Raw genomic sequence first — 24,829 nt, 5'->3', positions numbered from 1 at the left:
TTTGTGTTCTGCGAGAATAGCGGCACAGCCTGCAAGCGCTTTTGCATTCTGTGCCATTTATAGCCGCGTGGCTCATTCAAAGCGCGATACGCAACAGTCGCGAAAACATCAAGTTGTCATTCGAGCCAGACTGATGAAGGCTGTAGTTTATCACTACGGTTTTTCCGAGGTTTTCCGTAATCCATATGGGGGGGATGGCAAAGCTCATCGAAGAATCGTTAAGAATCGGCTGGGTTTCAGTGTCATGTACCACCACGCCGTGCCATCTGACTCTGACGGTGTAGCCGCGGGTCATGTTAAGAAATTTGACTGTCACGTTTTTTCTGTCTGCTGCAAGCCTTGGTTCGCTGAGGTCAAAATCCTGTGGGTCAATATGCAATGACAACGATTTGGAAATGATCAGCGGTGCACCAGCGAGCGTGCGGACGCTATAGTTGCAGGTCATAACGCTACCAATTGCATCGATGACTTCGAGTCGAGGAATTCGAAAACTCAAGTAGGTGGACGTGCCGACGGTCAATGTCTCAGTGTTATATGTGTAGCGGCCTGTTGCGCTGCGTACACGCACAGTGTGTCTATCAGCCATGCCTTCGTATTGCACTCGGACATTGATGTGAGGACTGGTATAGATGTCATTAAAATTCAGACGGTCACCGTTTGAGCCATAAGCTTCAAGAACTCTCGGCGGTACAAGATTGAGTACGGTCAGTGCAGTAGTCATGTCGTTAACTCCTTATGTATGGGCAAATGCCGATGATTGTTTCAAGTCATAGTTGCACTCTTAATACCTGAGAGAATTGGCTCTGCTCATTTACGTTGGCCCGGTTGACGCTGTAGTTGATCAAAACAACCCCTCCCTTGTTTTCTTCGACCCATGCGCTGGGGATCGAAAATGCTGCGATGACTCCGTTTTGCATGTTTTGCCACTCGGTTCTTCGAGTAACGATGCCTGCGAAACGCACGCGCGCTTGGTATCCGCTGGCTATTGCCGGGTAGTAAACGGTAACAGTGGTCTGGTCCGGGGTAAGGCGTGGCGGCGGCAAGGTAAATTCTTGAGCATCTACCCCTAGATTCAGCGGCTGAGAACGATGCAGGGGGCCGTCAGGATAGGTGCGTACCGTGAAGGTGACGGGGACGGTGCTGGCTATGGAGTCAATAACTTCCATGCGTGGGACAACTAAATCCACATCTCCGACAGAAGTCACGGTCTTGATTTCGCTGTAATAGGTATGCCGTGTTGATGCCCAACGAACACGGATCGTTTGCCCGACCGCCATCCCGACATACTTCAAAACTCGCACCGTTGCGTGCGGTGCATAATACATATCGGAGATTTTCAAACGATCGCCCGAGGCACCGTAGGCTTCCAGCACTTTTACCTTTTCCTGATGAATCGTGGTTTTCACGGTTACCGGTGTCGGTTCGGAATCTCTACCTCGTACCTGGTATGTTACGGATATCTGGTTTTCATCGTTTTCTCTTGCCCAGTCCAGCGGAATGGGGAAATCCAGTGTTTCGCCGCCGATATAACTTTGCTCAGGCGTCTGCCGTGGAATTCGTCCTCGCCAATCAACATGGACGAGGTCATCCAGATTCAACCCGCTCTTTGGAACCTTGACTGAAATACTAGTGAGATATGCCGGATCAAGCATGCCGTTTTGCGCACCCTCCACTATCGGCGGAGGCAGCCGTTTGGTATCTCCCAGATTTACGCTGACGTTCGTGGGAATCGCCCATGGGGCAAAAGGATGTGGATAGTTGTCGCAACGATCAATTACTTGGAAAGTGACAGCGTGAACACCTTTTCCGGCTCTTTCGATGAGTTCTTTACTGAAGAAAATCTCGATCGGATGGTTTGTCGGATCGTCAATGTTTTGCTGGGTTACAGGGTAGAAAACAACCTCTTCCTCAAGGCCCCATCGAGCCGTTATACGATCGTAAATGGTAATGTTCGGATAGGACAAAACGATCATTCGGACGCCTTTGTCAGCTATGTCCTGATCGATGCCACCTGATATATCCGGAATGAACCGATAAAGAAGTCGCGGATGGCCACCGGGCTCCGGTTGGCCAAGCTCCCCCCCCGGACGTGTGCGTTTAACCAGTAACTTCAGCTCTGTCGATTTCTCCGGGGTCTGGTGTCTGGCGGTCACCGTATAAAATGCCCGGTTGGATCCGTCGAGGATCTCGCCCTTTGTGAGGATGAACTTCACCGCTTGGTTGAGTTCCTCGTGGTTATCGATGACTTCCAGCCTGATCGGCGAGGTTGGATCCTGTACGAACAGCCTGCACTCATCGAACAGAGACATTTGCCAAGGGGGAGCGAAGATGTGGAGATCATTCTCAAAGGCGGCAATCCCGAGACCGCCATCATAGTTTTCTGCGCCCTCGATAGGGGAGACGAGTCCTGCGACTTGCGGAGGCCTGAGGGCAATACTCAGTTTTTTTTTCGATTGAATTTCCATGGGATTCTCCAAAAAGCGCGGCGCGCTTTCGAAGAATGATCTGGCCAAACCTGACGGTTTTTTTCTACTGTCAGATCTGACAGTCCAGACGAGTGGTACTTCCGCTAATGGTCTTCACCCCGATGGGTAATGTCCTTCTCGACCATCGGCGCGTCCGGATCTTGTCCTTCAGGAAATTTCCCCTTCAGATTCCACGCAAACGCGATGATCTCGGCAATCGTGCGATAGAGCTCTTCGGGGATGCTGTCGCCCAATTCCATCCGCGCCAGCAGGCGCACCAGTTCGGCGTTTTCATAGATCGGCACGTCACAGTCGCGGGCGATGCGCAGGATTTCTTCGGCCAGTTCCTCGTCGCCCTTGGCGGTGAGGGTGGGGGCGTGGTTGCCGTCGTATTTGAGGGCGATGGCCTGGCGTGGGGCAGTGGAATCGTTCATGCGGTTTCGTCGACCCAACGGTGTTCGAGGCGGGTGTGGTTGCCTTGCGGCGGGGTGCCGAGGTGGCAGTCGATGTCACCGACGTTCAGCCCGCGATCCAGCAGGCGCTGGCGCAGGGCGAACAGGTTGGTTTCGATCAGATCGGCGGTGTATGGCCGTTCGGCCCACAGCTGACCCGACAGACTGCCGGCAATCAACTGCGCCTGAATCTGCAAAGGCCCGAGCGGTTCCATGTCGAACGCCAGATCGACGCGCCACAGGTGCTGTTTCGCTTCGCGCTCGTCGCGGCGTTCGTTCGGTTGCGGCTCGCGTTCCGGTGCTTCTTCACGCTGGAATTTGACCTGCAACGGCACGATGTCCTGCAGGTTGCGCATGGGGATTTCCAGCTGCCAGGTGCTGAGCAGGCGGCCATCGTCGGTGACGCCGGTCTGTTCCAGGCTCGATAGCTGATGGCTTTGCAAGCGCGACACCGCCGCAGCGGCGAGGCGCAGCAGCTGTTCCAGATCACCTTCGCCCTCCAGATTTGCCAACAGACGCTCAGGCAGGGGGAAACTGCTCGGCAGTGGTTTCGCGCTGACCTGACCAAGCGTGCCGAGGGCGTTACGGACGAAGCTCGGCAGCGCCTGCGCCAAAGTATTGGCAGCGATGATTGCGTTGAAACTGGTGCTGCTCGGCAGCCCCGGGGTCAGTTGCGCGATCAGTTTGAGCAGATCGGCTTTCATGTCCGGGGCAAGGGTCGGGTTGTGTCCGGTCAGCAGTTTGGCCTCAAGAAAGGCGCCGCTGTTGGCCAAGGCCAGCGCCACGCCTTTGGCGGTACTCATTTGCTGAACATCCGGAAGACTGGCGAGCAGTTTGTCGACCACGGCACGCAGATCCGCAGCGGCAGGGTCGTCCGCTGGCGGCAGGTTTTGCAGGGCGTTGAGCAAACCGGTCAGCGACGCCTGACGACTTTGCTGGCCGACCAGTTGCTGACTCACCGCCAATTGTTCCTGGCGGCTGCTCATGGGCAGGAATTTGAGGGTCTGCGAATCTTCCACCAGCGCCGACAGCAGAGTACCGATACGCAGCGGCTGCGGGCTGTCGACAGTCAAGGTGCTGCCGCTCAACGCGGTGTTGAGCAGGCTGACCATCGAGCGGAATACCGTCGCTTGTCCCGGCGTCTGCGGCAGCACTTGCGAGGTCAGCACCTTGCCTTGCAGCAGTGTGCCGACCGGCAACTGCGCGGTATCGATGCGGGTCAGCGTGGCGACGCTGCTGGCAATCGCTTGCTGCACGGTGATCGCCAGATTGCTCGCCGACGGCTGGGTGATCGCCAGGTTGGTGCCTTGGGCCAGCGGCAAATTGCTGGTCGCTTGTACGGTGGTCTGGCGGCCATTGTCGAGCGTCACTTTGAGCAACAGCTGGAAGGTTTGATCCGCCTGCTTGAGCGACAACACCTCGGCCTTGGCGCTTTGTCCGGCACCGATCAAACCCTCGACCGGCGTCAGCAGCTTGAGCAACTCGCCAACCTGGGGGCGAACGGTCGCCGCGGGGCTGGGCGGCAGCGGGAGGATGTTCATTTCGCCTGTCATACGCGGACACAACCTGAGGAAATTGCGCTCTTGAGAGTAAGGCACGGCATGTATAATGCCGCGCGTCGTGCGCTTCGTTCAAAAAACATAGCAATTGTTTGATCCAGCTCGCCAAATCGGGCGATCAAAGCATCTATGCTGCATCTCTTTAACGGCCGTGCCAGAGCCGACTTGAACCGTATAAGGCCCGTGATCCCTTGACCAGTCCTGTCCTGCAAACCGTCGCCCTCGCGTGTGAACGTGACCTCAGACTGCTCTTCGAAAACTTCGAATTGCGTCTGGCCGGCGGCGACATGGTGCAGATCAGCGGCCCCAACGGCAGCGGCAAGACCAGTCTTTTACGTCTGCTCGCCGGTTTGATGCAACCGACCGATGGCCAGGTGTTACTCAATGGTCAGCCACTGACCGGGCAGCGCAGCGAACTGGCGCGCAATCTGTTGTGGATCGGTCATGCCGCCGGGATCAAGGATTTACTGACCCCGGAAGAAAATCTGTCGTGGCTGTGCGCCCTGCATCATCGCGCCGAACGCGAGGCAATCTGGCAAGCGCTGGCAGCGGCAGGATTGCGCGGCTTCGAAGACGTTCCCTGCCACACGCTTTCAGCCGGCCAGCAACGGCGCGTGGCGCTGGCGCGTTTGTATCTGGACAGTCCGCCGCTGTGGATCCTCGATGAGCCGTTCACGGCGCTGGACAAGCAGGGCGTGGCGCAACTTGAAGAGCACCTGGCCGGGCACTGTGAGCGCGGCGGTCTGGTGGTGCTGACCACGCACCACACGCTGAGCCGGATGCCGGTCGGTTATCGTGACATCGATCTGGGGAATTGGGCCGTATGAGCGTGTTCGGCCTGCTGCTTGCCCGCGAATCGCGACTGCTGTTCCGCCGCCCGGCGGAGCTGGCCAATCCGCTGATTTTCTTCGCCATCGTCATCGCACTGTTCCCGCTGGCCGTCGGCCCGGAAACTCAAGTCTTGCAAAACCTGTCCCCGGGGTTAGTCTGGGTGGCGGCGTTGCTGTCGGTCCTGCTTTCACTGGACGGACTGTTTCGCAGTGATTTCGAAGACGGCTCGCTGGAACAGTGGGTCCTTTCGTCGCACCCGCTGCCACTTCTGGTGTTGGCCAAGGTGCTGGCACACTGGCTTTTCTCCGGTCTGGCACTGGTGCTGCTGTCACCGTTGCTGGCGCTGATGCTTGGTTTGCCAACGGCGTGCCTGCCGGTGCTGCTGCTGTCGTTGCTGCTGGGCACGCCGGTATTGAGCCTGCTCGGCGCAGTCGGCGCGGCGCTGACGGTCGGCCTGAAGCGCGGTGGTCTGTTGCTGGCGCTGCTGATTCTGCCGTTGTACATCCCGGTGTTGATCCTTGGCAGCGGTGCGTTGCAAGCGGCGTTGCAGGGCATGCCGGCGACCGGATACCTGTTGTGGATGGCCAGCCTTACAGCGCTGGCGATCACCCTGACACCCTTTGCAATAGCCGCTGGCCTGAAGATCAGCGTCGGCGAATAATAATGAGGCCTGGTCAAAAATTGACCACTTCTTTTTGAAGAAAGGCATGACCCTCTGCCAGCTCGCGATGATGAGCGGCAACCGTGATGGAAACAGTATGAACTGGACCTGGTTTCACAAGCTCGGCTCGCCCAAGTGGTTCTACGGCATCAGCGGCAAGTTCCTGCCGTGGTTGAGCATTGCAGCGCTGCTGCTGATCGGCGTCGGCGTGGTCTGGGGCCTGGCGTTTGCGCCACCGGACTATCAGCAGGGCAACAGCTTTCGCATCATTTATATCCACGTGCCTGCCGCGCTGCTCGCCCAGTCGATCTACGTGATGCTCGCGGTGTGCGGCGTGGTCGGGCTGGTGTGGAAGATGAAGCTGGCCGACGTCGCCCTGCAATGCGCCGCGCCGATCGGTGCGTGGATGACCGCCGTGGCGCTGGTCACCGGGGCGATCTGGGGCAAGCCGACCTGGGGGTCGTGGTGGGTCTGGGATGCGCGCCTGACCTCGATGCTGATTCTGCTGTTTCTGTACTTCGGCGTGATCGCCCTGGGCAATGCCATCAGCAATCGCGACAGCGCCGCCAAGGCCTGCGCGGTATTGGCCATCGTTGGCGTGATCAATATTCCGATCATCAAATACTCGGTGGAGTGGTGGAACACCCTGCACCAGGGCGCGACGTTCACCCTCACCGAAAAACCTGCGATGCCGGTGGAAATGTGGCTGCCGTTGTTGCTGACGGTGCTGGGCTTCTACTGCTTCTTCGGCACCGTGCTGTTGCTGCGCATGCGTCTTGAGGTGCTCAAGCGCGAGGCCCGCGCCAGTTGGGTGAAAGACACTGTGCAGACCAGCCTGGAGGTCGCGCGATGAGTTTTGCTTCATTCGGCGACTTCCTCGCCATGGGCCATCATGGCCTGTATGTCTGGTCGGCTTACGGCATCTGCCTGGCGGTGCTGATCTTCAACGTGGTGGCGCCGATTGCGGCGCGCAAGCGTTATCTGCAACAAGAGGCGCGTCGTCTGCGCCGGGAGAACGGCAAGTGAATGCGCTGCGCAAGAAACGTCTGATCATCATTCTGGCCATTCTGGTCGGGGTGGGCGCTGCCGTCGGCCTGGCCCTGAGCGCGCTGCAGGAAAACATCAATCTGTTTTACACGCCGACCCAGATCGCCAACGGCGAAGCGCCGCAGGGCACGCGCATTCGTGCCGGCGGCATGGTCGAGGCCGGTTCGCTGCAGCGGTCGCCGGACTCGCTGGACGTGAAATTCGTCGTCACCGATTTCAGCAAATCCGTGACCATCACCTACCGCGGCATCCTCCCGGACCTGTTCCGCGAAGGGCAGGGCATCGTCGCCCTCGGCAAGCTTAACGCCGACGGCGTGGTGGTGGCCGATGAAGTGTTGGCCAAACACGACGAGAAATACATGCCGCCCGAAGTGACCAAAGCGCTGAAAGACAGCGGTCAATCCGCGCCGACGCCTGTGAAGGAGGGCTGACCAAATGACGTCCGGGATCTTTATTCCTGAGCTGGGCCACCTGGCAATGATCCTGGCCCTGTGTTTCGCGCTGGTGCAAGCGGTGGTGCCGATGCTCGGTGCCTGGCGCGGCGACCGTTTGTGGATGAGCCTGGCGCAACCGGCGGCGTGGGGCCAGTTCGCCTTTCTGCTGTTTGCCTTTGGCTGCCTGACTTACGCGTTCATGGTCGATGATTTCTCCGTGGCGTATGTGGCGATGAACTCCAACAGCGCGCTGCCGTGGTACTACAAATTCAGTGCGGTGTGGGGCGCTCATGAAGGCTCGCTGCTGCTGTGGGCGCTGATCCTCGGTGGCTGGACCTTCGCCGTGTCGGTGTTTTCACGACAGTTGCCGCAAGTCATGCTCGCCCGTGTGTTGGCGGTGATGGGCATGATCAGCACCGGTTTCCTGCTGTTCCTGATTCTCACCTCCAACCCGTTCTCGCGCATCCTCCCGCAGATTCCGGCCGACGGCCGCGACCTCAACCCTCTGCTGCAAGACATCGGCCTGATCGTGCATCCGCCAATGCTCTACATGGGTTACGTCGGCTTCTCCGTGGCGTTCGCTTTTGCCATCGCCGCGCTGCTCGGTGGTCGCCTCGATGCGGCGTGGGCGCGCTGGTCGCGGCCCTGGACCATCGTCGCCTGGGCTTTCCTCGGCATCGGCATCACCCTCGGTTCGTGGTGGGCGTATTACGAACTCGGCTGGGGCGGCTGGTGGTTCTGGGACCCGGTGGAAAACGCCTCGTTCATGCCATGGCTGGTCGGCACCGCGCTGATTCACTCGCTGGCCGTCACCGAAAAACGTGGCGTGTTCAAGAGCTGGACGGTGTTGTTGGCGATTGCCGCATTCTCGCTGAGCCTGCTCGGCACCTTCCTCGTGCGCTCGGGCGTGCTGACGTCGGTGCACGCGTTTGCCTCGGACCCTGAGCGCGGCGTGTTCATTCTGATTTTCCTGCTGTTCGTCGTCGGTGGTTCGCTGACCCTGTTTGCCCTGCGCGCGCCGGTGGTGAAAAGTCAGGTCGGCTTCAATCTGTGGTCGCGTGAGACTCTATTGCTGGGTAACAACCTGGTGCTGGTCGTGGCGGCGTCGATGATCCTGCTCGGCACCTTGTATCCGCTGATTCTCGATGCCATCAGTGGCGCCAAGCTGTCGGTCGGCCCGCCGTATTTCAACGCGCTGTTCATTCCGTTGATGGCCCTGTTGATGCTGGTGATGGCGGTCGGTGTGATCGTGCGCTGGAAAGACACCCCGGTGAAATGGCTGGCAAGCATGCTCACCCCGGTGTTGCTCGGCAGCGTCGCGCTGGCGATGGTGGCCGGCGTGGCTTACGGCGATTTCAACTGGGCGGTGATCGCGACTTTCCTGCTTGCCGCGTGGGTGTTGCTTGCCGGCATGCGCGATCTGCTCGACAAGACCCGCCACAAAGGCTTGATCAAAGGTCTGCCGACGCTGACCCGCAGCTATTGGGGCATGCAGATTGCCCACCTGGGCATCGCCGTGTGCGCGCTCGGGGTGGTGTTGTCGAGCCAGAACAGTGCCGAGCGCGATCTGCGTCTGGCGCCGGGGGAATCGATGGATCTGGGCGGTTATCAGTTCGTCTTCGAAGGCGCCAAGCATTTCGAAGGGCCAAACTTCACCTCGGACAAAGGCACCGTTCGGGTGATTCGCGACGGCAAGGAAATCAGCGTGCTGCACCCGGAAAAACGGTTGTACACCGTGCAGAACTCAGTGATGACCGAAGCCGGGATCGACGCTGGTTTCACCCGCGACCTCTACGTTGCCCTTGGCGAACCGCTGGGCAACGGCGCATGGGCGGTGCGCGTGCACGTCAAACCATTTGTGCGCTGGATCTGGTTCGGCGGCTTGCTCACCGGGTTCGGTGGTTTGTTGGCGGCGCTGGATCGGCGTTATCGGGTCAAGGTTAAAAGCAAAGTGCGTGAAGCATTGGGCATGACGGGAGCGGCGGCATGAGACGTTGGTTGATGGTGCTGCCGCTGGCGATTTTCCTGCTGGTGGCGGTGTTTCTTTATCGTGGCTTGTACCTGGATCCGGCAGAGCTGCCGTCGGCGATGATCAACAAACCGTTCCCGGAGTTTTCCCTGCCGAGCGTTCAGGGCGACAAGACCCTGACCCGAGCCGATATCCTCGGCAAACCGGCATTGGTCAATGTCTGGGGCACCTGGTGCATTTCCTGCCGGGTCGAGCATCCGGTGCTGAACAAACTCGCCGAGCGCGGCGTGGTGATCTACGGCATCAATTACAAGGACACCAACGCCGACGCCTTGAAATGGCTGGCCGAGTTCCACAATCCCTATGCGCTGGATATCCGCGACGACGAAGGCGCGCTGGGCCTCAATCTCGGTGTCTACGGCGCGCCGGAAACCTTCTTCATCGATGCCAAAGGCATCATCCGCGACAAGTTCGTCGGGGTGATCGATGAGCAGGTCTGGCGCGAGAAACTCGCAGCCAAGTATCAGGCGCTGGTTGATGAGGCTCAGCCATGAAGCGTTTTCTCGCTGCCGTGGTATTGGGCTTGAGCCTGGCCGGTGTCGCCCACGCGGCCATCGATACCTACGAGTTTGCCAAAGAAGGCGACCGCGAGCGTTTCCGCGAACTGACCAAGGAACTGCGCTGCCCCAAGTGCCAGAACCAGGACATCGCCGACTCCAACGCACCGATTGCAGCTGACCTGCGCAAAGAGATTTTCCGCATGCTCGGCGAGGGCAAGGACAACCAGCAGATCATCGATTTCATGGTTGATCGCTACGGTGATTTCGTTCGCTACAAACCGGCGCTCAATGCCAAAACCGCGCTGCTGTGGTTCGGCCCGGCCGGTCTGCTCCTCGGTGGTTTCGTGGTGATCGCGCTGATCGTGCGCAGGCGTCGCGGGCAACGTGCCGAAACACCGTCATCGCTGTCCGCCGAAGAACGTCAGCGCCTCGACCAACTGTTGGATAAAAACCAAGAATGATTGATTTCTGGCTTGCCGCAGGGCTGTTGCTTCTGGTCGCCCTGAGTTTTTTGCTAATCCCGGTGCTGCGTGAACGTCGCGCTCAGCGTGAAGAGGATCGCACCGCGCTGAACGTCGCGCTGTATCAGGAACGTGTCGCCGAGTTGCAAGCGCAGCAGGCCGAGGGCGTGCTGGATGCCGCGCAACTGGACAGCGGCCGCGCGGAAGCGGCGCGAGAGTTGCTCGCCGATACCGAAGGCGTTGCCGCGCCGCGTGTCTCGCGCCTGGGCAAGCCATTGCCGCTGCTGGCCGCCGTGCTGGTGCCGGTGTTGGGCCTTGGTCTTTACCTGCATTTCGGTGCCGCCGACAAGGTCGAACTGACCCGCGAATTCGCCCAGGCGCCGCAGTCGATGGAAGAGATGACCCAGCGCCTGGAACGTGCCGTTGCCGCGCAACCGGATTCCGCCGAGGGCCTGTATTTCCTCGGCCGTACTTACATGGCGCAAGAGCGTCCGGCGGATGCGGCGAAGTTGTTCGAGCGTGCCGCCAACCTGTCCGGTCGCCAGCCGGAACTGCTCGGCCAGTGGGCGCAGGCGCAGTATTTTGCCGACGGCAAAAAATGGTCGGAGAAGATTCAGGCGCTGACCGACGAAGCCTTGAAGGCCGATCCGAAAGAAGTCACCAGCCTTGGCCTGCTCGGCATCGCCGCATTCGAGGGCCAGCGCTATCAGGAGGCTATCGACTATTGGAACCGCCTGCTCGCGCAACTGCCGGCGGATGACAATTCCCGTGCGGCGCTGCAAGGTGGCATCCAGCGCGCCGCCGAGCGCCTGCAAGCCAGTGGCGGCAAGTTGGCCCAGGCGCCCGCGCCGAAAACCGCGTTGCTGAAAGTCAGCGTCGATCTCGCCAGTGAACTCAAGGGCAAGGTGCAACCGGGCGACAGCGTATTCATCTTCGCCCGCGCCACCTCCGGTCCACCGGCACCGCTGGCGGCCAAGCGCCTGACCGTCGCCGATCTGCCGGTGACCGTTGAACTGGGTGATGCCGACGCAATGATGCCGCAGTTGAAACTGTCCAACTTTCCGGAAGTCCAACTCGTTGCGCGCATCTCCCGGGCCGGTCAACCGACCGCCGGTGAATGGGTTGGTCGCAGCGGCCCTCTGGCCAGCAGTACCACCGCGCTACAAACACTCACGATCGACAGCCCGGACCAATAACCGGAACCACAGGAAAGCACCGCCATGCACACCATCGCCCGTATCACAGTCCTCACACTGGCCCTGGGCTTGAGTGCATGTGCGGTACAACGACCGGAACCGACAACCAGCCTGCCGCCGATCCCGCCGTCCCAGCCAGGCCCGACCCCCTCGACCTCGCCGACACCGGGCAAAAGCATCCCGGCCAAACCCGCCAAGCCAGTCCCGCGCACCTCGGCCAGCTTCGCTCCGCCTCCAGGCGGCAACAGCCACTGGGACCAGAAGCTCGGCGTCTACGTCCTCGACGACCAGACCAACACCTTCTACCGCCAGCGCACCTACTACCGCTGGAACAACGGCTGGAGCCGCGCCGTCAGCCCCAACGGCCCGTGGGAAGACACCAACATCCACGGCGTACCGCCGGGGTTGGGCAAGAAGTTCGGGCAGTAAGAGAAACGGCGATCCTGGGATCGCCGTTTTTTTGTGCGTCTGATTCTCAGAGAATCGCACGATAAATGCTTAACGCCTTTACCGATTCGACCAAGCGCCTCACTCGTATCCTGTCCTTAGCGCCTGTGCCTGCTCCGCGAGAAGCGTCATTGCCTGCTCGCTGGCGGTGTCTCGCCGGGTTTTATATTCCATCAGATCAGCAAAACGCACACGTCGGTGCTTGCCTGTTTTGTGGTAGGAAATCTCACCGCTCTCCAGCAGTTTGATCATGTGCGGACGTGAGACGTTGAGCAGGTCGGCCGCTTCTTGAGTGGTCAGCTCGGCGTGGATCGGCACCACCTTTACGGCGTTGCCCTCCGCCAGCGCGGCGAGGATATCGCTCAGTAAGCGCAATGCGGACGTAGGCAGCTCGACGCTGTGGGCTTCGTTCTGTTCATCAAAGATCTGGATGCGTTGAGTTTCAAAACCCGTTGCGAGGAAAGCGGTCAAGGTGCGCTGGCCTTCAATCGCAGCTTTGACTTCTCGTTCAACTGGCAGATTGATAGCGGAGGGAATAGCGGTGGACATAAGACTGTTCCAGCATTCTATGGGCGATGCGCGAAACGTTATTCGAATTAAACGAAAATCGCAATAAACGAAAATTGTCTCAGGAATATCTCGCAAAACAACGAGCCATCGCGCCATACCATTCTGTGCTTGAGTAAAGATAACTCTAGGGTTGCTTTTAGAAGACCAAGCCAAGGAGGCGGTTGGCTATTGATGAAGGAGCTGGAGGAGGCGGGCTGGACGCTGGATCGGGTTGCGGGCAGTCATCACATCTTCACTCATCGCTACAACCCGAACACGATTGCTGTCCCGCATCCCGAAGAAGGAACCGCTGGGGACAGTCAAAAGCATTCGGCGGCGCGCGGGGTTATTCAGCCCGCCAACCCGTCATGAAGGAGATCCGTAATGCAATATCCCATCTGCATCGAGTGGGGTGACGAGAACACTGCCATCGGCATTCAGCTCCCCGATATTCCCGGCGCAGTCACGGCCGGGGACAGCTTTGAAGAGGCCTACAACGCGGCCGTGGAAGTGGCTCACCTCATGCTGCAGGAGATCGCGGCGGCCGGTCAGGCGATTCCGATGCCGACCTCGGCAGCGGCGCATCGCAATCATCCGGATTTTGCCGAGATGGGCTGGGGCATGCTGGAGCTGGATATCTCGCCGTACCTGGGCAAGACCGAGAAGGTCAACGTCACGCTGCCCGGCTATGTGATTCAGCGCATCGACCGCTATGTGCGTGAGCATAACGTCAAAAGCCGCTCTTCGTTTCTGGCAGATGCGGCGATGGAGAAACTGATTCGGTATTGATCGAACGGCCAATGTGGGAGCGAGCCTGCTCGCGAAAGCGGTGTGCCAGTCAGCGAAAATATCGCCTGAACTGACGCCTTCGCGAGCAGGCTCGCTCCCACAATGACATCACCTCAGGAAGCGACCTGTGGGAGCGAGCTTGCTCGCGAAGCTTTTGACGCCTTATGCCGTCGCGAATGAAGCCCGTCGCGATGCGCTCAAAAACCGCAACAACGCCAACAGCGGAAACACGCTGCCGACAATCACGATCCACAACCAGCCGCCATGTTCATACACCGCACTGGCCACCGACGAGCCGAACGCGCCGCCGATGAAGATGCTGGTCATGTACAGCGCGTTGAGGCGACCACGGCTTTTCGCGTCCAGCGAGTACACCGCGCGTTGGCCGAGGACCATGTTCATCTGCACGCAGAAATCCAGGACCACGCCGGTCACTGCCAGGCCAATGACGCTGTAGGCCGGGTGAATGAAGGCGGGCAGGAAGCTCAGGCTGGCGAACAGCATGGCCAGCAGCGAAGCAATGCGCGTGTGGCCGGCGTCGGCGAGACGGCCGCTGATGGGCGCGGCGATGGCACCGATGGCGCCGACCAGGGCGAAGATCGCAATTTCGCTCTGCGACAACCCATGGTTGCGTGCCAGCTCCAGCGGCACGGCGGTCCAGAACAGGCTGAAGGTGGCGAACATGCAGCCTTGATAGAACGCGCGCTGGCGCAGCACCGGTTGCTGGCGCAGCAGCGTCCACAGCGAGCCGATCAGTTGTCCGTAGGTTGCGCTGTGATCCGGCTGGCGCTTGGGCACGGTCAACGCCAAGACCACGCTGGTCGCCGCCATCAACGCGGCGGCGATCATGAACATGGCCCGCCAGCCGAGGTGATCGGCGACCACGCTCGACACCGGTCGCGCCAACAGAATACCCAGCAGCAAACCGCCCATGATCCCGCCGACCACGCGACCGCGAGATTCTTCCGGCGCCAGATGCGCCGCCAGCGGAATCAGGATTTGCACCGACACCGAACTGAAGCCGACCAGCAATGAGATCAGCAGGAACACATTGGGCTGCTCGGTAAACGCGGCGCCCAGCAGACTGGCAATCGCGACCACCGTAGTGATGATCATCAGGCGTCGGTTTTCCAGCAGATCGCCCAGCGGTACCAGAAAGAACAGGCCCAACGCATAACCAATCTGGGTCAGCGAGACGATGAAACTGGCCATGGTGTCGGACAGGCCGATGTCTGGCGCAATCAGGCCGATGATCGGTTGCGCGTAGTAGATGTTGGCGACGATGGCGCCGCAGCAGAAAGCGAACAGCAGGACCATGCCTCGGGTCATTGCGTGAGGGGTGGCGGTCATAGGATTACTCAGGTCGGGCACAGGGAAAGCGGTGAGGCTAATGGACAGCGCGGGTCGGCAGAAGGCGCTTTCGGATAATAGCTCTTATTACTCCTGGTAATGATTGGTTACTTAATTTTGAATGAGCGAGTGAGGGTGATGCAGACGCATGAAAAAGGCGACCTCAGTGGGTCGCCTTGTCTTGATCGATCAAGCCTTACTGTCCGGTATAAATCTGGTCAAACACGCCGCCATCGTTAAAGTGGGTTTTTTGCACCGTACGCCAGTCACCAAAGGTCTTCTCCACCGAGAGGAAATCGACTTTCGGGAAACGGTCGGTGTATTTCGCCAGCACCGCCGGATCACGCGGGCGCAGGTAATTGGCTGCAGCAATTTCCTGACCTTGTGGCGACCACAGGTACTTCAGGTACTCGTCAGCCGCGGCGCGCGAGCCTTTCTTGTCGACAACTTTATCGACCACGGACACCGGTGGCTCGGCCTCGGCGGAAACGCTCGGATAGACCACTTCAAACTGATCGCGACCAAATTCGCGGGCGATCATTTCCGCTTCGTTCTCGAAGGTCACCAGCACGTCGCCGATCTGGTTGGTCATGAACGTGGTGGTGGCGGCGCGGCCACCGGTGTCCAGCACTGGCGCCTGCTTGAACAGTTTGCCAACGAAGTCCTTGGCCTTGTTCTCGTCGCCACCGTTTTTCAGCACGTAGCCCCAGGCTGACAGATAGGTGTAGCGGCCATTACCGGAGGTTTTCGGGTTGGGCACGATCACCTGCACGCCGTCCTTGAGCAGATCGGGCCAATCCTTCAGGGCTTTCGGGTTGCCCTTGCGGACAATGAACACCGTGGCCGAGGTGAACGGCGCGCTGTTGTTCGGCAGGCGCGTGACCCAATTGTCCGGCACCAGTTTGCCGTTGTCGGCGAGGGCGTTGATGTCTGTGGCCATGTTCATGGTGATGACGTCGGCCGGCAAGCCGTCGATTACCGAGCGCGCCTGCTTGCTTGACCCGCCGAAGGACATCTGTACGGTGATGTTTTCGTTGTGCTCGGCTTGCCAGTGTTTCTGGAACGCAGTGTTGTAGTCCTTGTAGAAATCGCGCATCACGTCGTAGGAAACGTTAAGCAGGGTCGGGGCTGCCTGAGCGATGTTGGCCAAGGCCAGGCCAGCGGCGAGAAGTGAGGCGCCAAAGAGTTTTTTCACTGCGCATTCCTTGTTGATTATCGTCAAACGGGGGTGATGTTTAATTGCCACTGACTATAACGGTGCTGGCATAGTCGCTTAAAGATTAAAAAGCTCTGTGCTTATTCCACTTTTTTGAACAGCTGACTGCCGCAGCGCGAACAGAACGCCGCACTTTGCTCATGGTTCTTTTTGTGACACCCCGGACAGTCATGTTGCAGCTGCTCGCCACGCATCGCATTGGCCAGTTCTGCGGTAAAAATCCCAGTGGGCACGGCGATGATCGAGTAACCGGTAATCATCACCAGCGACGAGACCACCTGACCCAGGGGCGTCTTCGGCACGATGTCGCCGAAGCCTACCGTGGTCAAGGTCACGATCGCCCAATAGATGCCTTTGGGAATGCTGGTGAAGCCATGTTCCGGGCCTTCGATCACGTACATCAGCGTGCCGAACACCGTCACCAGCGTGCAGACGCTGACCAGAAACACGACGATTTTCTGCTTGCTGCCGCGCAGCGCCGACATCAGATAGTTGGCTTGCTTGAGGTACGGACTGAGCTTGAGTACGCGGAAGATCCGCAGCATGCGGATGATGCGGATGATCAGCAGGTACTGCGCATCGCTGTAATACAACGCGAGGATGCCGGGCACGATCGCCAGCAGGTCCACCAGTCCGTAAAAGCTGAAGGCATAGCGCAGCGGTTTGGGTGAACAATACAGGCGCAGGATGTACTCGCCGAGGAAGATCGCCGTGAAACCCCACTCGATGTAGGCCAGCAGGTCGGCGTAATTGCGGTGGACGCTGTCGATACTGTCGAGCATCACGATCACCAGACTGGCGAGGATGATCAACAGCAGAATGCCGTCGAAGCGACGCCCGGCCGGGGTGTCGCTCTGGAAAATCATGACGAAAAGCCGTTCGCGCCAATTGTTGCTGCTGTCCATGGATAACGCCTGAATCGAAGATCAGCGCAGCCTAGGGTGATTGTCCCCGTGAGCGCAAGGCTCATGCGCCAGCGACGCTTTGCCAAGCATCTGCAGGCCGAAGCGGATCAGCCAGCAGGCGAGGATGAACGGCGCGGTCAGTGTCGCCAGTCCGAGGGCGGCGAACAACGGCGTCACCAACAGTGCCAGGACGATTCCGAGCAGCGGCAGCCACGGATGTTGGCGCTGAGCGCTGAAGGCGAGGGCGGCGAGTACGGCGTTGTAGCTGCCGAGTCCGGCCAGTGCGGCGCTGGTTTCGTGGTGCAGCAGACTCGAACCGAGGCCGATTGCCGACGCGAACAGCGCCCAGCAGAAAGCCCGGCGGTCGGCCATCAGCAAACCGCTGGCGATCAACGCCCCGGCCAATGGATGGTCGAGGAACATCACCTGGCCGAAGCCCCGCAGTTCAGCAGCCAGCACATTGGCGGTGTTCAATTCGATGGTGGCCGCTGGCGCGGACGGTTCGGCGAACGCCAGCAGCAGCCAACTGATCGCTACGAACGGCGAGGTGTAGGCCGGTATGGCGCGGCTGCGGTACACGTGTTGGAGCCATTGCTGCGTGAGCATCGCGCTCAAGCCGCCGGCCGCCAGAATCAGCGGCGGCAGCAGCGGCGACCACGGGAAGTACAGGCTCAGCAGCAGGCCCAGCAGCACGCCGTTATAGCTGAACAAGCCGGCCTGGCGATCGGCCTTGGCGTAGTTGCGCCGTTGCGCGGTCAGCAACCCGGCGACGCCACCGAGCAACGCCCCGGCGAACAGCACCGGCGCGGTCAGCAGAATCGCCAACAGACACAGCAGGCCGCACAGCGGATGGCGCTGGAAGAAAATCTGACTGAAGCCGTTGAGCAAAGCCTCGGCCCAGTCGGGGCAGTGGGTGTTGAAGTGATTGGCAGGCATGGCAGTTCATTCGTGCAGATCGTTCCCACGCTCTGCGTGGGAATGCAGCCCGGGACGCTCTGCGTCCCAACAGCTGACGCAGAGCGTCCATTGAGGCATTCCCACGCAGAGCGTGGGAACGATCATGGTGGGAGGCTAAATCAACGTTTCGATGCGCAGCGAATTGGTCGACCCCGGCTGTCCGAACGGCACGCCGGCGGTGATCAGCAGGGTGTCGCCACGCTCGGCCATGCCCTGCGCCTGGGCGATCTCCAGCGCCGTCGAGCAGACCTCATCAACCTGACGCAGGCGATCGTTGACCACCGAATGAATCCCCCACGCCACGCTCAAGCGCCGCGCGGTTTGCAGGTTTGGCGTCAGGTTGAGAATCGGCGCTTTCGGCCGCTCTCGCGATGCGCGCAGCGTCGAAGCGCCCGACTCGCTGTAATTGACCAGCACCGCCACTGGCAGCACGTTGCTGATACGGCGGATCGCACAGCTGATCGCGTCGGAAACCGTCGCCTCGGCTTTCGGTCGGCTGACGTCGAGCTGAGTCTGATAATCCGGGCCGTTTTCCACCTGGCGGATGATCTTGCTCATCATTTGCACGGCTTCCAGCGGATACTCGCCGGACGCGGTTTCCGCCGACAGCATCACCGCATCGGCGCCTTCGGCCACGGCGTTGGCGACGTCCGTCACCTCGGCACGGGTCGGCGCCGGGGAGAAGCGCATCGATTCGAGCATCTGCGTCGCCACGACCACCGGTTTGCCCAGCGCGCGGCAGGTGGTGATGATGTTTTTCTGAATCTGCGGCACGCTTTCCGCAGGCACTTCGACGCCAAGGTCGCCGCGCGCCACCATGATCGCGTCGCTCAGTTCAGCGATTTCGCGCAGTTGTTCGACCGCCGACGGTTTTTCGATTTTCGCCATCAGAAAGGCCTTGTCGCCGATCAGTGCGCGAGCTTCGATGATGTCTTGCGGACGCTGCACGAACGACAGCGCGACCCAGTCGACACCCAGTTCCAGACCGAAGCTCAGATCGCGGCGATCCTTGACGGTCAGCGGGCTGAGGTCGAGCAGCGCTTGCGGCACGTTCACGCCTTTGCGGTCTGACAGTTCGCCGCCGTTGAGCACCGTGGTGTCGATCGCATCAGCGTATTTGGTGACTACGCGCAGCCGCAGTTTGCCGTCGTCAAGCAGCAGATCCATACCGGCTTCCAGCGCTGCGATGATTTCCGGATGCGGCAGGTTCACCCGGCGTTCATCGCCCGGCGTCGCATCGAGATCGAGACGGAACGCCTGACCGCGATGCAGTTGCACCTTGCCGTCGGCGAACTTGCCGACACGCAGTTTCGGCCCTTGCAAGTCCATGAGGATGCCCAGCGGATAATTGAGCTGGCGCTCGACTTCGCGGATCCATTGATAGCGCTTGGCATGGTCGGCGTGATCGCCGTGGCTGAAGTTGAGGCGGAAGATATTCACTCCGGCCTCGACCAGCTCGCGGATGTCGTCGATGCCATCAACCGCAGGCCCGAGGGTGGCGAGGATTTTGACCTTTTTATCAGGCGTCATGATTTGCAGTTCTCAAGGATCAGGATGGCGCGGAAGTCGTTGACGTTGGTGCGGGTCGGCTCGGTGACAATCAGCGCATCAAGCGCCTGGAAGTAGCCGTAACCGTTGTTGTTATCCAGCTCGTCGCTGGCGCTCAAACCGAGGGCGGCGGCGCGGGCGTAGCTGTCCGGGGTCATGATCGCGCCGGCATTGTCTTCCGAGCCATCGATGCCATCGGTGTCGCCGGCCAGCGCATAGACGCCGGCCTGGCCCTTGAGGCTGTCGGTCAGGCTGAGAAGGAATTCAGCGTTGCGTCCGCCACGGCCGTTGCCGCGCACGGTCACTGTGGTTTCACCGCCGGAAAGAATCACGCACGGCGCGGCGAGTGGCTGGCCGTGGTTGATGATCTGTCGGGCGATGCCAGCGTGGACTTTCGCCACTTCGCGGGATTCGCCTTCGAGGTCGCCGAGAATCAAGGTGCTGAAACCGGCCTGACGGCATTTCACCGCCGCGGCATCCAGCGATTGCTGTGGACGGGCGATCAACTGGAAATGGCTGCGCGCCAGACTCGGGTCGCCGGGTTTGACGGTTTCCGATTCCGGGCTTTGCAGCCAGTTGCGCACCGAGGCCGGAATGTCGATGCCGTAGCGCTTGATGATCGCCAGGGCTTCGGCCGACGTGCTCGGATCGGCCACGGTCGGGCCGGACGCGATGACCGTGGCTAGGTCGCCCGGTACATCGGAAATCGCGTAGGTGTAAACCGTGGCAGGCCAGCAGGCTTTGCCGAGGCGCCCGCCCTTGATCGCCGAGAGGTGCTTGCGCACGCAGTTCATCTCGCCGATGGTCGCGCCGGATTTCAGCAAGGCTTTATTGATCGATTGCTTGTCGGCGAGGGTAATGCCTTCGGCCGGCAAGGCGAGCAGGGCAGAGCCGCCGCCGGAGAGCAGGAAGATCACGCGGTCGTCTTCGCTGAGGTTGCTGACCAGTTCCAGCACGCGTTTGGCCACGGCCAGACCGGCGGCGTCCGGCACCGGATGGGCGGCTTCGACCACTTCGATTTTTTCGCACGGGGCGCCGTGACCGTAACGGGTCACCACCAGGCCGGTGACTTCACCTTCCCAGCAACGCTCGACCACCTGGGCCATGGCGGCCGCGGCTTTGCCGGCACCGATGACGATCACCCGGCCGCTGCGGTCGGCGGGCAAATGGGCTTCGAGGACTTGGTTCGGATGGGCCGCGTCGATGGCTGTGGCAAACAGCTCGCGCAGCAGTTGTTGCGGATCGACCGACATGGCGGGCTCCCGGAATTCTTGTTATTCGAAAGGGCAACTCAGGCCCCTGTAGGAGTGAGCCTGCTCGCGATCCAGGCGGCGCGGTGACTCTGGTTCACCGCGGTGAATTCATCGCGAGCAGGCTCACTCTTACAGGATTGATGAAGGCTTATTTGTTGTCGCGAATCGAGAAGTTGGCCATGTGTTCCAGGCCCTTGATCAGCGCCGAGTGGTCCCAGTTGCTGCCACCGATGGCTGCGCAGGTGCTGAACACTTGCTGGGCGTTGGCGGTGTTCGGCAGGTTGATGTTCAACTCTTTGGCGCCTTGCAGGGCCAGGTTCAGGTCCTTCTGGTGCAGGCTGATGCGGAAGCCTGGGTCGAAGGTGCCTTTGATCATGCGCTCGCCGTGCACTTCAAGAATCTTCGAAGAGGCGAAACCGCCCATCAGCGCTTCGCGCACCTTGGCTGGATCGGCGCCGTTTTTCGAGGCGAACAGCAGGGCTTCAGCGACCGCCTGAATGTTCAGCGCGACGATGATCTGGTTGGCGACCTTGGCGGTCTGACCGTCACCGTTGCCACCGACCAGGGTGATGTTCTTGCCCATGGCCTGGAACAGCGGCAGGGCACGTTCGAAGGCATCGGCATCGCCACCGACCATGATGCTCAGGGTCGCGGCTTTGGCGCCGACTTCACCGCCGGACACTGGCGCGTCGAGGTACTGCGCACCTTTCTCGTTGATCTTCGCCGCGAAGGCCTTGGTGGCGGTCGGCGAGATCGAACTCATGTCGATGACTACTTTGCCCTTGCCGATGCCAGCTGCAACACCGTCGGCGCGGAACAGCACGTCATCAACCTGCGGGGTGTCGGGGACCATGACGATGATGAATTCGGCTTCCTGCGCCACTTCGCGCGGGTTGGCCAAGGCGACGGCGCCAGCGGCGACCAGATCGGCCGGGGCAGCGTCGTGGTGCTGCGACAGGAACAGGCTGTGACCGGCTTTCTGCAGGTTCGCCGCCATTGGGTGGCCCATGATGCCAGTGCCGATAAATCCGATTTTAGCCATGAGAAAATCCTCTTGTTTTTGTCGTGCCCCCAACCTATGGCTGGTGAGCTTTTGTGGCGAGGGGATTTATCCCCGTTGGGCAGCGCAGCTGCCCCAGATTTTTGCAATGCGCGGGTGTAGCGACTACGACTGCTGCGCAGCCGAACGGGGCGGTGCGACGATTCGCTAAATCCCCTCGCCACAAGGGCTATGCGTGGTCAATCAAATTGCGTTGTGCGACTTCAGCCAGCCCAGGCCCGCTTCAGTGGTGGTCAACGGCTTGTACTCGCAACCCACCCAACCCTGATAACCGATGCGGTCGAGGTGTTCGAACAGGAAGCGGTAGTTGATCTCACCGGTGCCCGGTTCGTTGCGCCCCGGGTTGTCCGCGAGCTGCACATGGTTGATCTCGCCCAGGTGCGATTGCAGGGTGCGGGCCAGATCGCCTTCCATGATTTGCATGTGATAGATGTCGTATTGCAGGAACAGATTGGCGCTGCCGACCTGCTCGCGAATCGACAGGGCCTGCGCCGTGTTGTTCAGGTAGAAGCCGGGGATGTCGCGGGTGTTGATCGCTTCCATCACCAGTTTGATGCCCACCGCTTGCAGCTTGTCGGCGGCGTATTTGAGGTTGGCGACGAAGGTCTTTTCAATCGTGGCATCGTCGACGCCTTGCGGGCGGATACCGGCCAGGCAGTTGACCTGGGTGTTGCCCAGCACTTGCGCGTAGGCAATCGCCAGATCGACTCCGGCACGGAACTCATCGACGCGGTCCGGCAGGCAGGCGATACCACGCTCGCCCTTGGCCCAGTCACCGGCCGGCAGGTTGAACAGCACTTGGGTCAGACCGTTGGCGTCGAGTTTGGACTTGATCTCGGCGGAGCTGAAATCGTACGGAAACAGGTATTCCACGCCACTGAAACCGGCCTTGGCGGCGGCGTCGAAACGGGCAAGGAAATCCTGTTCGGTGAACAGCATGGACAGGTTGGCTGCGAAACGCGGCATGGTGGTCTCCCGTTCTAGATTCTCGTTCCCACGCTCTGCGTGGGAATGCCTCAATGGACGCTCTGCGTCCGCTTTGGGACGCGGAGCGTCCCGGGCTGCATTCCCACGCAGAGCGTGGGAACGATCAGCTGTCAGCAATCAGTCAAGCAACGAAATCGCCGTCGGCGCGTCGTTGCCGACCAGTGCCAGGTCTTCAAACTCGTTGACCGCGTTGATCTCGGTACCCATGGAGATGTTGGTCACACGCTCCAGAATGATTTCGACGATCACCGGCACCTTGAACTCTTCGATCATTTGTTCGGCCTTGCGCAGGGCAGGGGCGATTTCCGATGGTTCGAACACCCGCAGCGCCTTGCAGCCGAGGCCTTCGGCAACCGCGACGTGGTCGACACCGTAACCGTTGAGTTCCGGCGCGTTCAGGTTATCGAAGGACAGCTGCACGCAGTAGTCCATTTCGAACCCGCGCTGTGCCTGACGGATCAGACCCAGGTACGAGTTGTTCACCACGACGTGGATGTACGGCAGTTTGAACTGAGCGCCGACCGCCAGTTCTTCGATCATGAACTGGAAGTCATAGTCCCCCGACAGGGCCACGACTTTGCGGTTCGGATCGGCCTTGACCACGCCCAGCGCCGCCGGAATGGTCCAGCCCAACGGGCCGGCCTGGCCACAGTTGATCCAGTGACGCGGTTTGTAGACATGCAGGAACTGCGCGCCGGCAATCTGCGACAGACCAATGGTGCTGACGTAGCAGGTGTCTTTACCGAACACCTGGTTCATTTCTTCGTATACGCGCTGCGGCTTGACCGGCACGTTGTCGAAGTGGGTTTTGCGATGCAGGCTGGCCTTGCGCTGCTGGCAATCCTGCAGCCACGCGCTGCGGTTTTTCAGCTTGCCGGCGGCTTGCCATTCACGGGCGACCTCGATGAACACGGTCAGCGCGGCGGCCGCGTCGGAAACGATGCCCAGATCAGGGGTGAACACGCGGCCGATTTGCGTGCCTTCGATGTCGACGTGAATGAACTTGCGACCTTCGGTGTAAACGTCGACCGAACCGGTGTGACGGTTGGCCCAACGGTTACCGATGCCCAGCACCACGTCGGATTTGAGCATCGTCGCGTTGCCGTAACGGTGCGACGTCTGCAAACCGACCATGCCGACCATCAACGGGTGATCGTCAGGAATGGTGCCCCAGCCCATCAGGGTCGGGATGACCGGGATGCCGGTCAGCTCGGCGAACTCGACCAGCAGATCGCTGGCATCGGCGTTGATGATGCCGCCACCGGCAACCAGCAGTGGACGCTCGGCCTGATCCAGTAACGCCAGGGCTTTCTCGACTTGCACGCGGGTCGCAGTCGGTTTGGCCAGTGGCAGCGGCTGGTAGGCGTCGATGTCGAATTCGATTTCGGCCATCTGCACATCGAACGGCAGATCGATCAGCACCGGGCCTGGGCGGCCGGAGCGCATTTCATAAAAAGCTTTCTGGAACGCGTAAGGCACCTGGCCCGGTTCGAGAACGGTGGTTGCCCACTTGGTGACTGGCTTGACGATGCTGGTGATGTCGACCGCCTGGAAGTCTTCCTTGTGCATACGGGCGCGGGGTGCCTGGCCGGTAATGCAGAGGATTGGAATCGAGTCGGCCGAGGCGCTGTAGAGCCCGGTGACCATGTCGGTACCGGCCGGGCCGGATGTACCGATGCACACGCCGATGTTGCCGGCCTTGGTGCGGGTGTAGCCCTCGGCCATGTGCGAGGCGCCTTCAACGTGGCGAGCAAGGACGTGATCGATGCCACCGACCTTCTGCAAGGCGGAGTACAGCGGGTTGATCGCTGCGCCCGGGATGCCAAAAGCGGTATCAACCCCTTCACGGCGCATCACCAGAACGGCGGCTTCGATTGCTCTCATTTTGCTCATGGTTTTGTGCCTCTTTACGTTTTGTAATTGTATACAAGTGGCTTTGCGCAGAGTTTATTCACGGCGGACGGCGCAGGTCAATCCATTTTCTCAAGCGCCTGTTTCATTCGTCGGAAGCCCGCTTTGCTGTGGCTTTTCGTCGCATGTGGCGCTTTTCGAGAATTATTGTATACAAAAACATACGTCATTGTGTTCTATTTGTTTTATCGGGCTGCGGCAGAAACGCACAGTCCCACGACT

Annotated in this window: 25 protein-coding genes and 1 pseudogene; 12 read left to right on the top strand and 14 right to left on the bottom strand. The window is 60.2% G+C overall.

Annotated elements, in window-relative coordinates; translation table 11 throughout:
- Positions 1-76: 76 nt before the first annotated feature.
- From HU739_RS09745 to fliK, 4 genes are all read right to left on the bottom strand, one after another.
- Complete coding sequence (locus HU739_RS09745) at positions 77-721, bottom strand: hypothetical protein (RefSeq protein ID WP_186552049.1); 645 nt, start codon at positions 719-721, stop codon at positions 77-79.
- A gap of 46 nt (positions 722-767) precedes the next feature.
- A complete protein-coding gene (locus HU739_RS09740; RefSeq protein ID WP_186552050.1) occupies positions 768-2,465 on the bottom strand; it encodes a hypothetical protein in 1,698 nt (565 codons plus the stop codon).
- Positions 2,466-2,569: 104 nt separating this feature from the next.
- Entirely contained in the window at positions 2,570-2,899 is a 330-nt protein-coding gene (locus HU739_RS09735) for an EscU/YscU/HrcU family type III secretion system export apparatus switch protein (protein ID WP_186552051.1), read from the bottom strand.
- The gene (gene fliK / locus HU739_RS09730; RefSeq protein ID WP_186552052.1) at positions 2,896-4,470 is read right to left on the bottom strand and encodes a flagellar hook-length control protein FliK; all 1,575 of its coding nucleotides are present in this window, start codon (positions 4,468-4,470) and stop codon (positions 2,896-2,898) included. The genes HU739_RS09735 and fliK overlap by 4 nt, the downstream gene beginning before the upstream one ends.
- A 197-nt stretch (positions 4,471-4,667) precedes the next feature.
- On the opposite strand from fliK, the gene ccmA reads away from it, so the two are divergent.
- The 10 genes from ccmA (at position 4,668) to HU739_RS09680 (ending at position 12,064) form a co-directional block, all read left to right on the top strand.
- Complete coding sequence (gene ccmA, locus HU739_RS09725) at positions 4,668-5,303, top strand: cytochrome c biogenesis heme-transporting ATPase CcmA (protein ID WP_186552053.1); 636 nt, start codon at positions 4,668-4,670, stop codon at positions 5,301-5,303.
- Positions 5,300-5,968 (top strand): heme exporter protein CcmB, encoded by a 669-nt coding sequence (gene ccmB / locus HU739_RS09720; protein WP_186552054.1) that lies wholly within the window; start codon positions 5,300-5,302, stop codon positions 5,966-5,968. The genes ccmA and ccmB overlap by 4 nt, the downstream gene beginning before the upstream one ends.
- A 97-nt stretch (positions 5,969-6,065) precedes the next feature.
- Positions 6,066-6,821, top strand: a complete 756-nt coding sequence (locus HU739_RS09715) for a heme ABC transporter permease (RefSeq protein WP_186552055.1) — start codon at positions 6,066-6,068, stop codon at positions 6,819-6,821.
- The gene (ccmD, locus tag HU739_RS09710) at positions 6,818-6,994 is read left to right on the top strand and encodes a heme exporter protein CcmD (protein WP_186552056.1); all 177 of its coding nucleotides are present in this window, start codon (positions 6,818-6,820) and stop codon (positions 6,992-6,994) included. Before HU739_RS09715 ends, ccmD begins: the two co-directional genes overlap by 4 nt.
- Positions 6,991-7,446, top strand: a complete 456-nt coding sequence (ccmE, locus tag HU739_RS09705) for a cytochrome c maturation protein CcmE (RefSeq protein ID WP_186552057.1) — start codon at positions 6,991-6,993, stop codon at positions 7,444-7,446. The genes ccmD and ccmE overlap by 4 nt, the downstream gene beginning before the upstream one ends.
- Before the next feature lie 4 nt (positions 7,447-7,450).
- Entirely contained in the window at positions 7,451-9,439 is a 1,989-nt protein-coding gene (locus HU739_RS09700; protein WP_186552058.1) for a heme lyase CcmF/NrfE family subunit, read from the top strand.
- Complete coding sequence (locus HU739_RS09695; protein ID WP_186552059.1) at positions 9,436-9,972, top strand: DsbE family thiol:disulfide interchange protein; 537 nt, start codon at positions 9,436-9,438, stop codon at positions 9,970-9,972. The genes HU739_RS09700 and HU739_RS09695 overlap by 4 nt, the downstream gene beginning before the upstream one ends.
- A complete protein-coding gene (locus HU739_RS09690) occupies positions 9,969-10,439 on the top strand; it encodes a cytochrome c-type biogenesis protein (protein ID WP_016771041.1) in 471 nt (156 codons plus the stop codon). The genes HU739_RS09695 and HU739_RS09690 overlap by 4 nt, the downstream gene beginning before the upstream one ends.
- Positions 10,436-11,635, top strand: a complete 1,200-nt coding sequence (ccmI, locus tag HU739_RS09685; RefSeq protein ID WP_186552060.1) for a c-type cytochrome biogenesis protein CcmI — start codon at positions 10,436-10,438, stop codon at positions 11,633-11,635. The genes HU739_RS09690 and ccmI overlap by 4 nt, the downstream gene beginning before the upstream one ends.
- Positions 11,636-11,659: 24 nt before the next feature.
- Positions 11,660-12,064 carry a hypothetical protein gene (locus HU739_RS09680; protein WP_186552061.1) on the top strand — a complete coding sequence of 135 codons (405 nt, stop codon included), beginning with the start codon at positions 11,660-11,662 and terminating at the stop codon, positions 12,062-12,064.
- A gap of 99 nt (positions 12,065-12,163) precedes the next feature.
- On the opposite strand, the gene HU739_RS09675 is transcribed toward HU739_RS09680, so the two are convergent.
- Positions 12,164-12,631 carry a helix-turn-helix domain-containing protein gene (locus HU739_RS09675; protein ID WP_186552062.1) on the bottom strand — a complete coding sequence of 156 codons (468 nt, stop codon included), beginning with the start codon at positions 12,629-12,631 and terminating at the stop codon, positions 12,164-12,166.
- A 192-nt stretch (positions 12,632-12,823) separates the two neighbouring features.
- Between HU739_RS09675 and HU739_RS09670 the strand changes: the two are divergent.
- Positions 12,824-13,016 (top strand): annotated as a pseudogene (locus HU739_RS09670) (type II toxin-antitoxin system HicA family toxin).
- Positions 13,016-13,420 (top strand): type II toxin-antitoxin system HicB family antitoxin, encoded by a 405-nt coding sequence (locus tag HU739_RS09665; RefSeq protein WP_186552063.1) that lies wholly within the window; start codon positions 13,016-13,018, stop codon positions 13,418-13,420. Before HU739_RS09670 ends, HU739_RS09665 begins: the two are co-directional and overlap by 1 nt.
- Positions 13,421-13,582: 162 nt before the next feature.
- Here HU739_RS09665 and HU739_RS09660 read toward each other — a convergent pair whose 3' ends face one another.
- The 9 genes from HU739_RS09660 to gcl all read right to left on the bottom strand — a co-directional run bounded on the left by HU739_RS09660 (position 13,583) and on the right by gcl (position 24,589).
- Entirely contained in the window at positions 13,583-14,770 is a 1,188-nt protein-coding gene (locus HU739_RS09660; RefSeq protein ID WP_186552064.1) for an MFS transporter, read from the bottom strand.
- A gap of 196 nt (positions 14,771-14,966) precedes the next feature.
- Positions 14,967-15,965, bottom strand: a complete 999-nt coding sequence (locus HU739_RS09655; RefSeq protein WP_186552065.1) for a sulfate ABC transporter substrate-binding protein — start codon at positions 15,963-15,965, stop codon at positions 14,967-14,969.
- A 101-nt stretch (positions 15,966-16,066) separates the two neighbouring features.
- Positions 16,067-16,891, bottom strand: a complete 825-nt coding sequence (locus HU739_RS09650; RefSeq protein ID WP_186552066.1) for an ion transporter — start codon at positions 16,889-16,891, stop codon at positions 16,067-16,069.
- Positions 16,892-16,912: 21 nt separating this feature from the next.
- The gene (locus HU739_RS09645) at positions 16,913-17,827 is read right to left on the bottom strand and encodes an urea transporter (RefSeq protein ID WP_186552067.1); all 915 of its coding nucleotides are present in this window, start codon (positions 17,825-17,827) and stop codon (positions 16,913-16,915) included.
- 135 nt (positions 17,828-17,962) lie between these two features.
- Entirely contained in the window at positions 17,963-19,378 is a 1,416-nt protein-coding gene (gene pyk / locus HU739_RS09640; protein WP_186552068.1) for a pyruvate kinase, read from the bottom strand.
- Positions 19,375-20,649, bottom strand: coding sequence for a glycerate kinase type-2 family protein (locus HU739_RS09635; protein WP_186552069.1), 1,275 nt, complete (start codon positions 20,647-20,649; stop codon positions 19,375-19,377). Before HU739_RS09635 ends, pyk begins: the two co-directional genes overlap by 4 nt.
- A 148-nt stretch (positions 20,650-20,797) precedes the next feature.
- Complete coding sequence (locus HU739_RS09630; protein WP_016771028.1) at positions 20,798-21,691, bottom strand: 2-hydroxy-3-oxopropionate reductase; 894 nt, start codon at positions 21,689-21,691, stop codon at positions 20,798-20,800.
- Between the two features lie 201 nt (positions 21,692-21,892).
- Entirely contained in the window at positions 21,893-22,675 is a 783-nt protein-coding gene (hyi, locus tag HU739_RS09625) for a hydroxypyruvate isomerase (RefSeq protein ID WP_186552070.1), read from the bottom strand.
- Between the two features lie 138 nt (positions 22,676-22,813).
- The gene (gene gcl / locus HU739_RS09620) at positions 22,814-24,589 is read right to left on the bottom strand and encodes a glyoxylate carboligase (protein WP_186551060.1); all 1,776 of its coding nucleotides are present in this window, start codon (positions 24,587-24,589) and stop codon (positions 22,814-22,816) included.
- Between the last annotated feature and the right edge of the window lie 240 nt (positions 24,590-24,829).

The sequence above is a fragment of the Pseudomonas hamedanensis genome (genome assembly GCF_014268595.2).
GTDB lineage: Bacteria > Pseudomonadota > Gammaproteobacteria > Pseudomonadales > Pseudomonadaceae > Aquipseudomonas > Aquipseudomonas hamedanensis.
Note: the sequence above shows the minus strand (reverse complement) of the source record. Positions and strands in the feature narration are given on the sequence as shown.

What these genes read in the sequence shown, in the direction of transcription:
- HU739_RS09745 (WP_186552049.1), bottom strand. Translation starts at nt 721, where the DNA reads ATGACTACTGCACTGACCGTACTCAATCTTGTACCGCCGAGAGTTCTT.
- HU739_RS09740 (WP_186552050.1), bottom strand. Translation starts at nt 2,465, where the DNA reads ATGGAAATTCAATCGAAAAAAAAACTGAGTATTGCCCTCAGGCCTCCG.
- HU739_RS09735 (WP_186552051.1), bottom strand. Translation starts at nt 2,899, where the DNA reads ATGAACGATTCCACTGCCCCACGCCAGGCCATCGCCCTCAAATACGAC.
- fliK (WP_186552052.1), bottom strand. Translation starts at nt 4,470, where the DNA reads ATGACAGGCGAAATGAACATCCTCCCGCTGCCGCCCAGCCCCGCGGCG.
- ccmB (WP_186552054.1), top strand. Translation starts at nt 5,300, where the DNA reads ATGAGCGTGTTCGGCCTGCTGCTTGCCCGCGAATCGCGACTGCTGTTC.
- HU739_RS09715 (WP_186552055.1), top strand. Translation starts at nt 6,066, where the DNA reads ATGAACTGGACCTGGTTTCACAAGCTCGGCTCGCCCAAGTGGTTCTAC.
- ccmD (WP_186552056.1), top strand. Translation starts at nt 6,818, where the DNA reads ATGAGTTTTGCTTCATTCGGCGACTTCCTCGCCATGGGCCATCATGGC.
- HU739_RS09700 (WP_186552058.1), top strand. Translation starts at nt 7,451, where the DNA reads ATGACGTCCGGGATCTTTATTCCTGAGCTGGGCCACCTGGCAATGATC.
- HU739_RS09695 (WP_186552059.1), top strand. Translation starts at nt 9,436, where the DNA reads ATGAGACGTTGGTTGATGGTGCTGCCGCTGGCGATTTTCCTGCTGGTG.
- HU739_RS09690 (WP_016771041.1), top strand. Translation starts at nt 9,969, where the DNA reads ATGAAGCGTTTTCTCGCTGCCGTGGTATTGGGCTTGAGCCTGGCCGGT.
- ccmI (WP_186552060.1), top strand. Translation starts at nt 10,436, where the DNA reads ATGATTGATTTCTGGCTTGCCGCAGGGCTGTTGCTTCTGGTCGCCCTG.
- HU739_RS09680 (WP_186552061.1), top strand. Translation starts at nt 11,660, where the DNA reads ATGCACACCATCGCCCGTATCACAGTCCTCACACTGGCCCTGGGCTTG.
- HU739_RS09675 (WP_186552062.1), bottom strand. Translation starts at nt 12,631, where the DNA reads ATGTCCACCGCTATTCCCTCCGCTATCAATCTGCCAGTTGAACGAGAA.
- HU739_RS09665 (WP_186552063.1), top strand. Translation starts at nt 13,016, where the DNA reads ATGCAATATCCCATCTGCATCGAGTGGGGTGACGAGAACACTGCCATC.
- HU739_RS09660 (WP_186552064.1), bottom strand. Translation starts at nt 14,770, where the DNA reads ATGACCGCCACCCCTCACGCAATGACCCGAGGCATGGTCCTGCTGTTC.
- HU739_RS09650 (WP_186552066.1), bottom strand. Translation starts at nt 16,891, where the DNA reads ATGGACAGCAGCAACAATTGGCGCGAACGGCTTTTCGTCATGATTTTC.
- HU739_RS09645 (WP_186552067.1), bottom strand. Translation starts at nt 17,827, where the DNA reads ATGCCTGCCAATCACTTCAACACCCACTGCCCCGACTGGGCCGAGGCT.
- pyk (WP_186552068.1), bottom strand. Translation starts at nt 19,378, where the DNA reads ATGACGCCTGATAAAAAGGTCAAAATCCTCGCCACCCTCGGGCCTGCG.
- HU739_RS09635 (WP_186552069.1), bottom strand. Translation starts at nt 20,649, where the DNA reads ATGTCGGTCGATCCGCAACAACTGCTGCGCGAGCTGTTTGCCACAGCC.
- HU739_RS09630 (WP_016771028.1), bottom strand. Translation starts at nt 21,691, where the DNA reads ATGGCTAAAATCGGATTTATCGGCACTGGCATCATGGGCCACCCAATG.
- hyi (WP_186552070.1), bottom strand. Translation starts at nt 22,675, where the DNA reads ATGCCGCGTTTCGCAGCCAACCTGTCCATGCTGTTCACCGAACAGGAT.
- gcl (WP_186551060.1), bottom strand. Translation starts at nt 24,589, where the DNA reads ATGAGCAAAATGAGAGCAATCGAAGCCGCCGTTCTGGTGATGCGCCGT.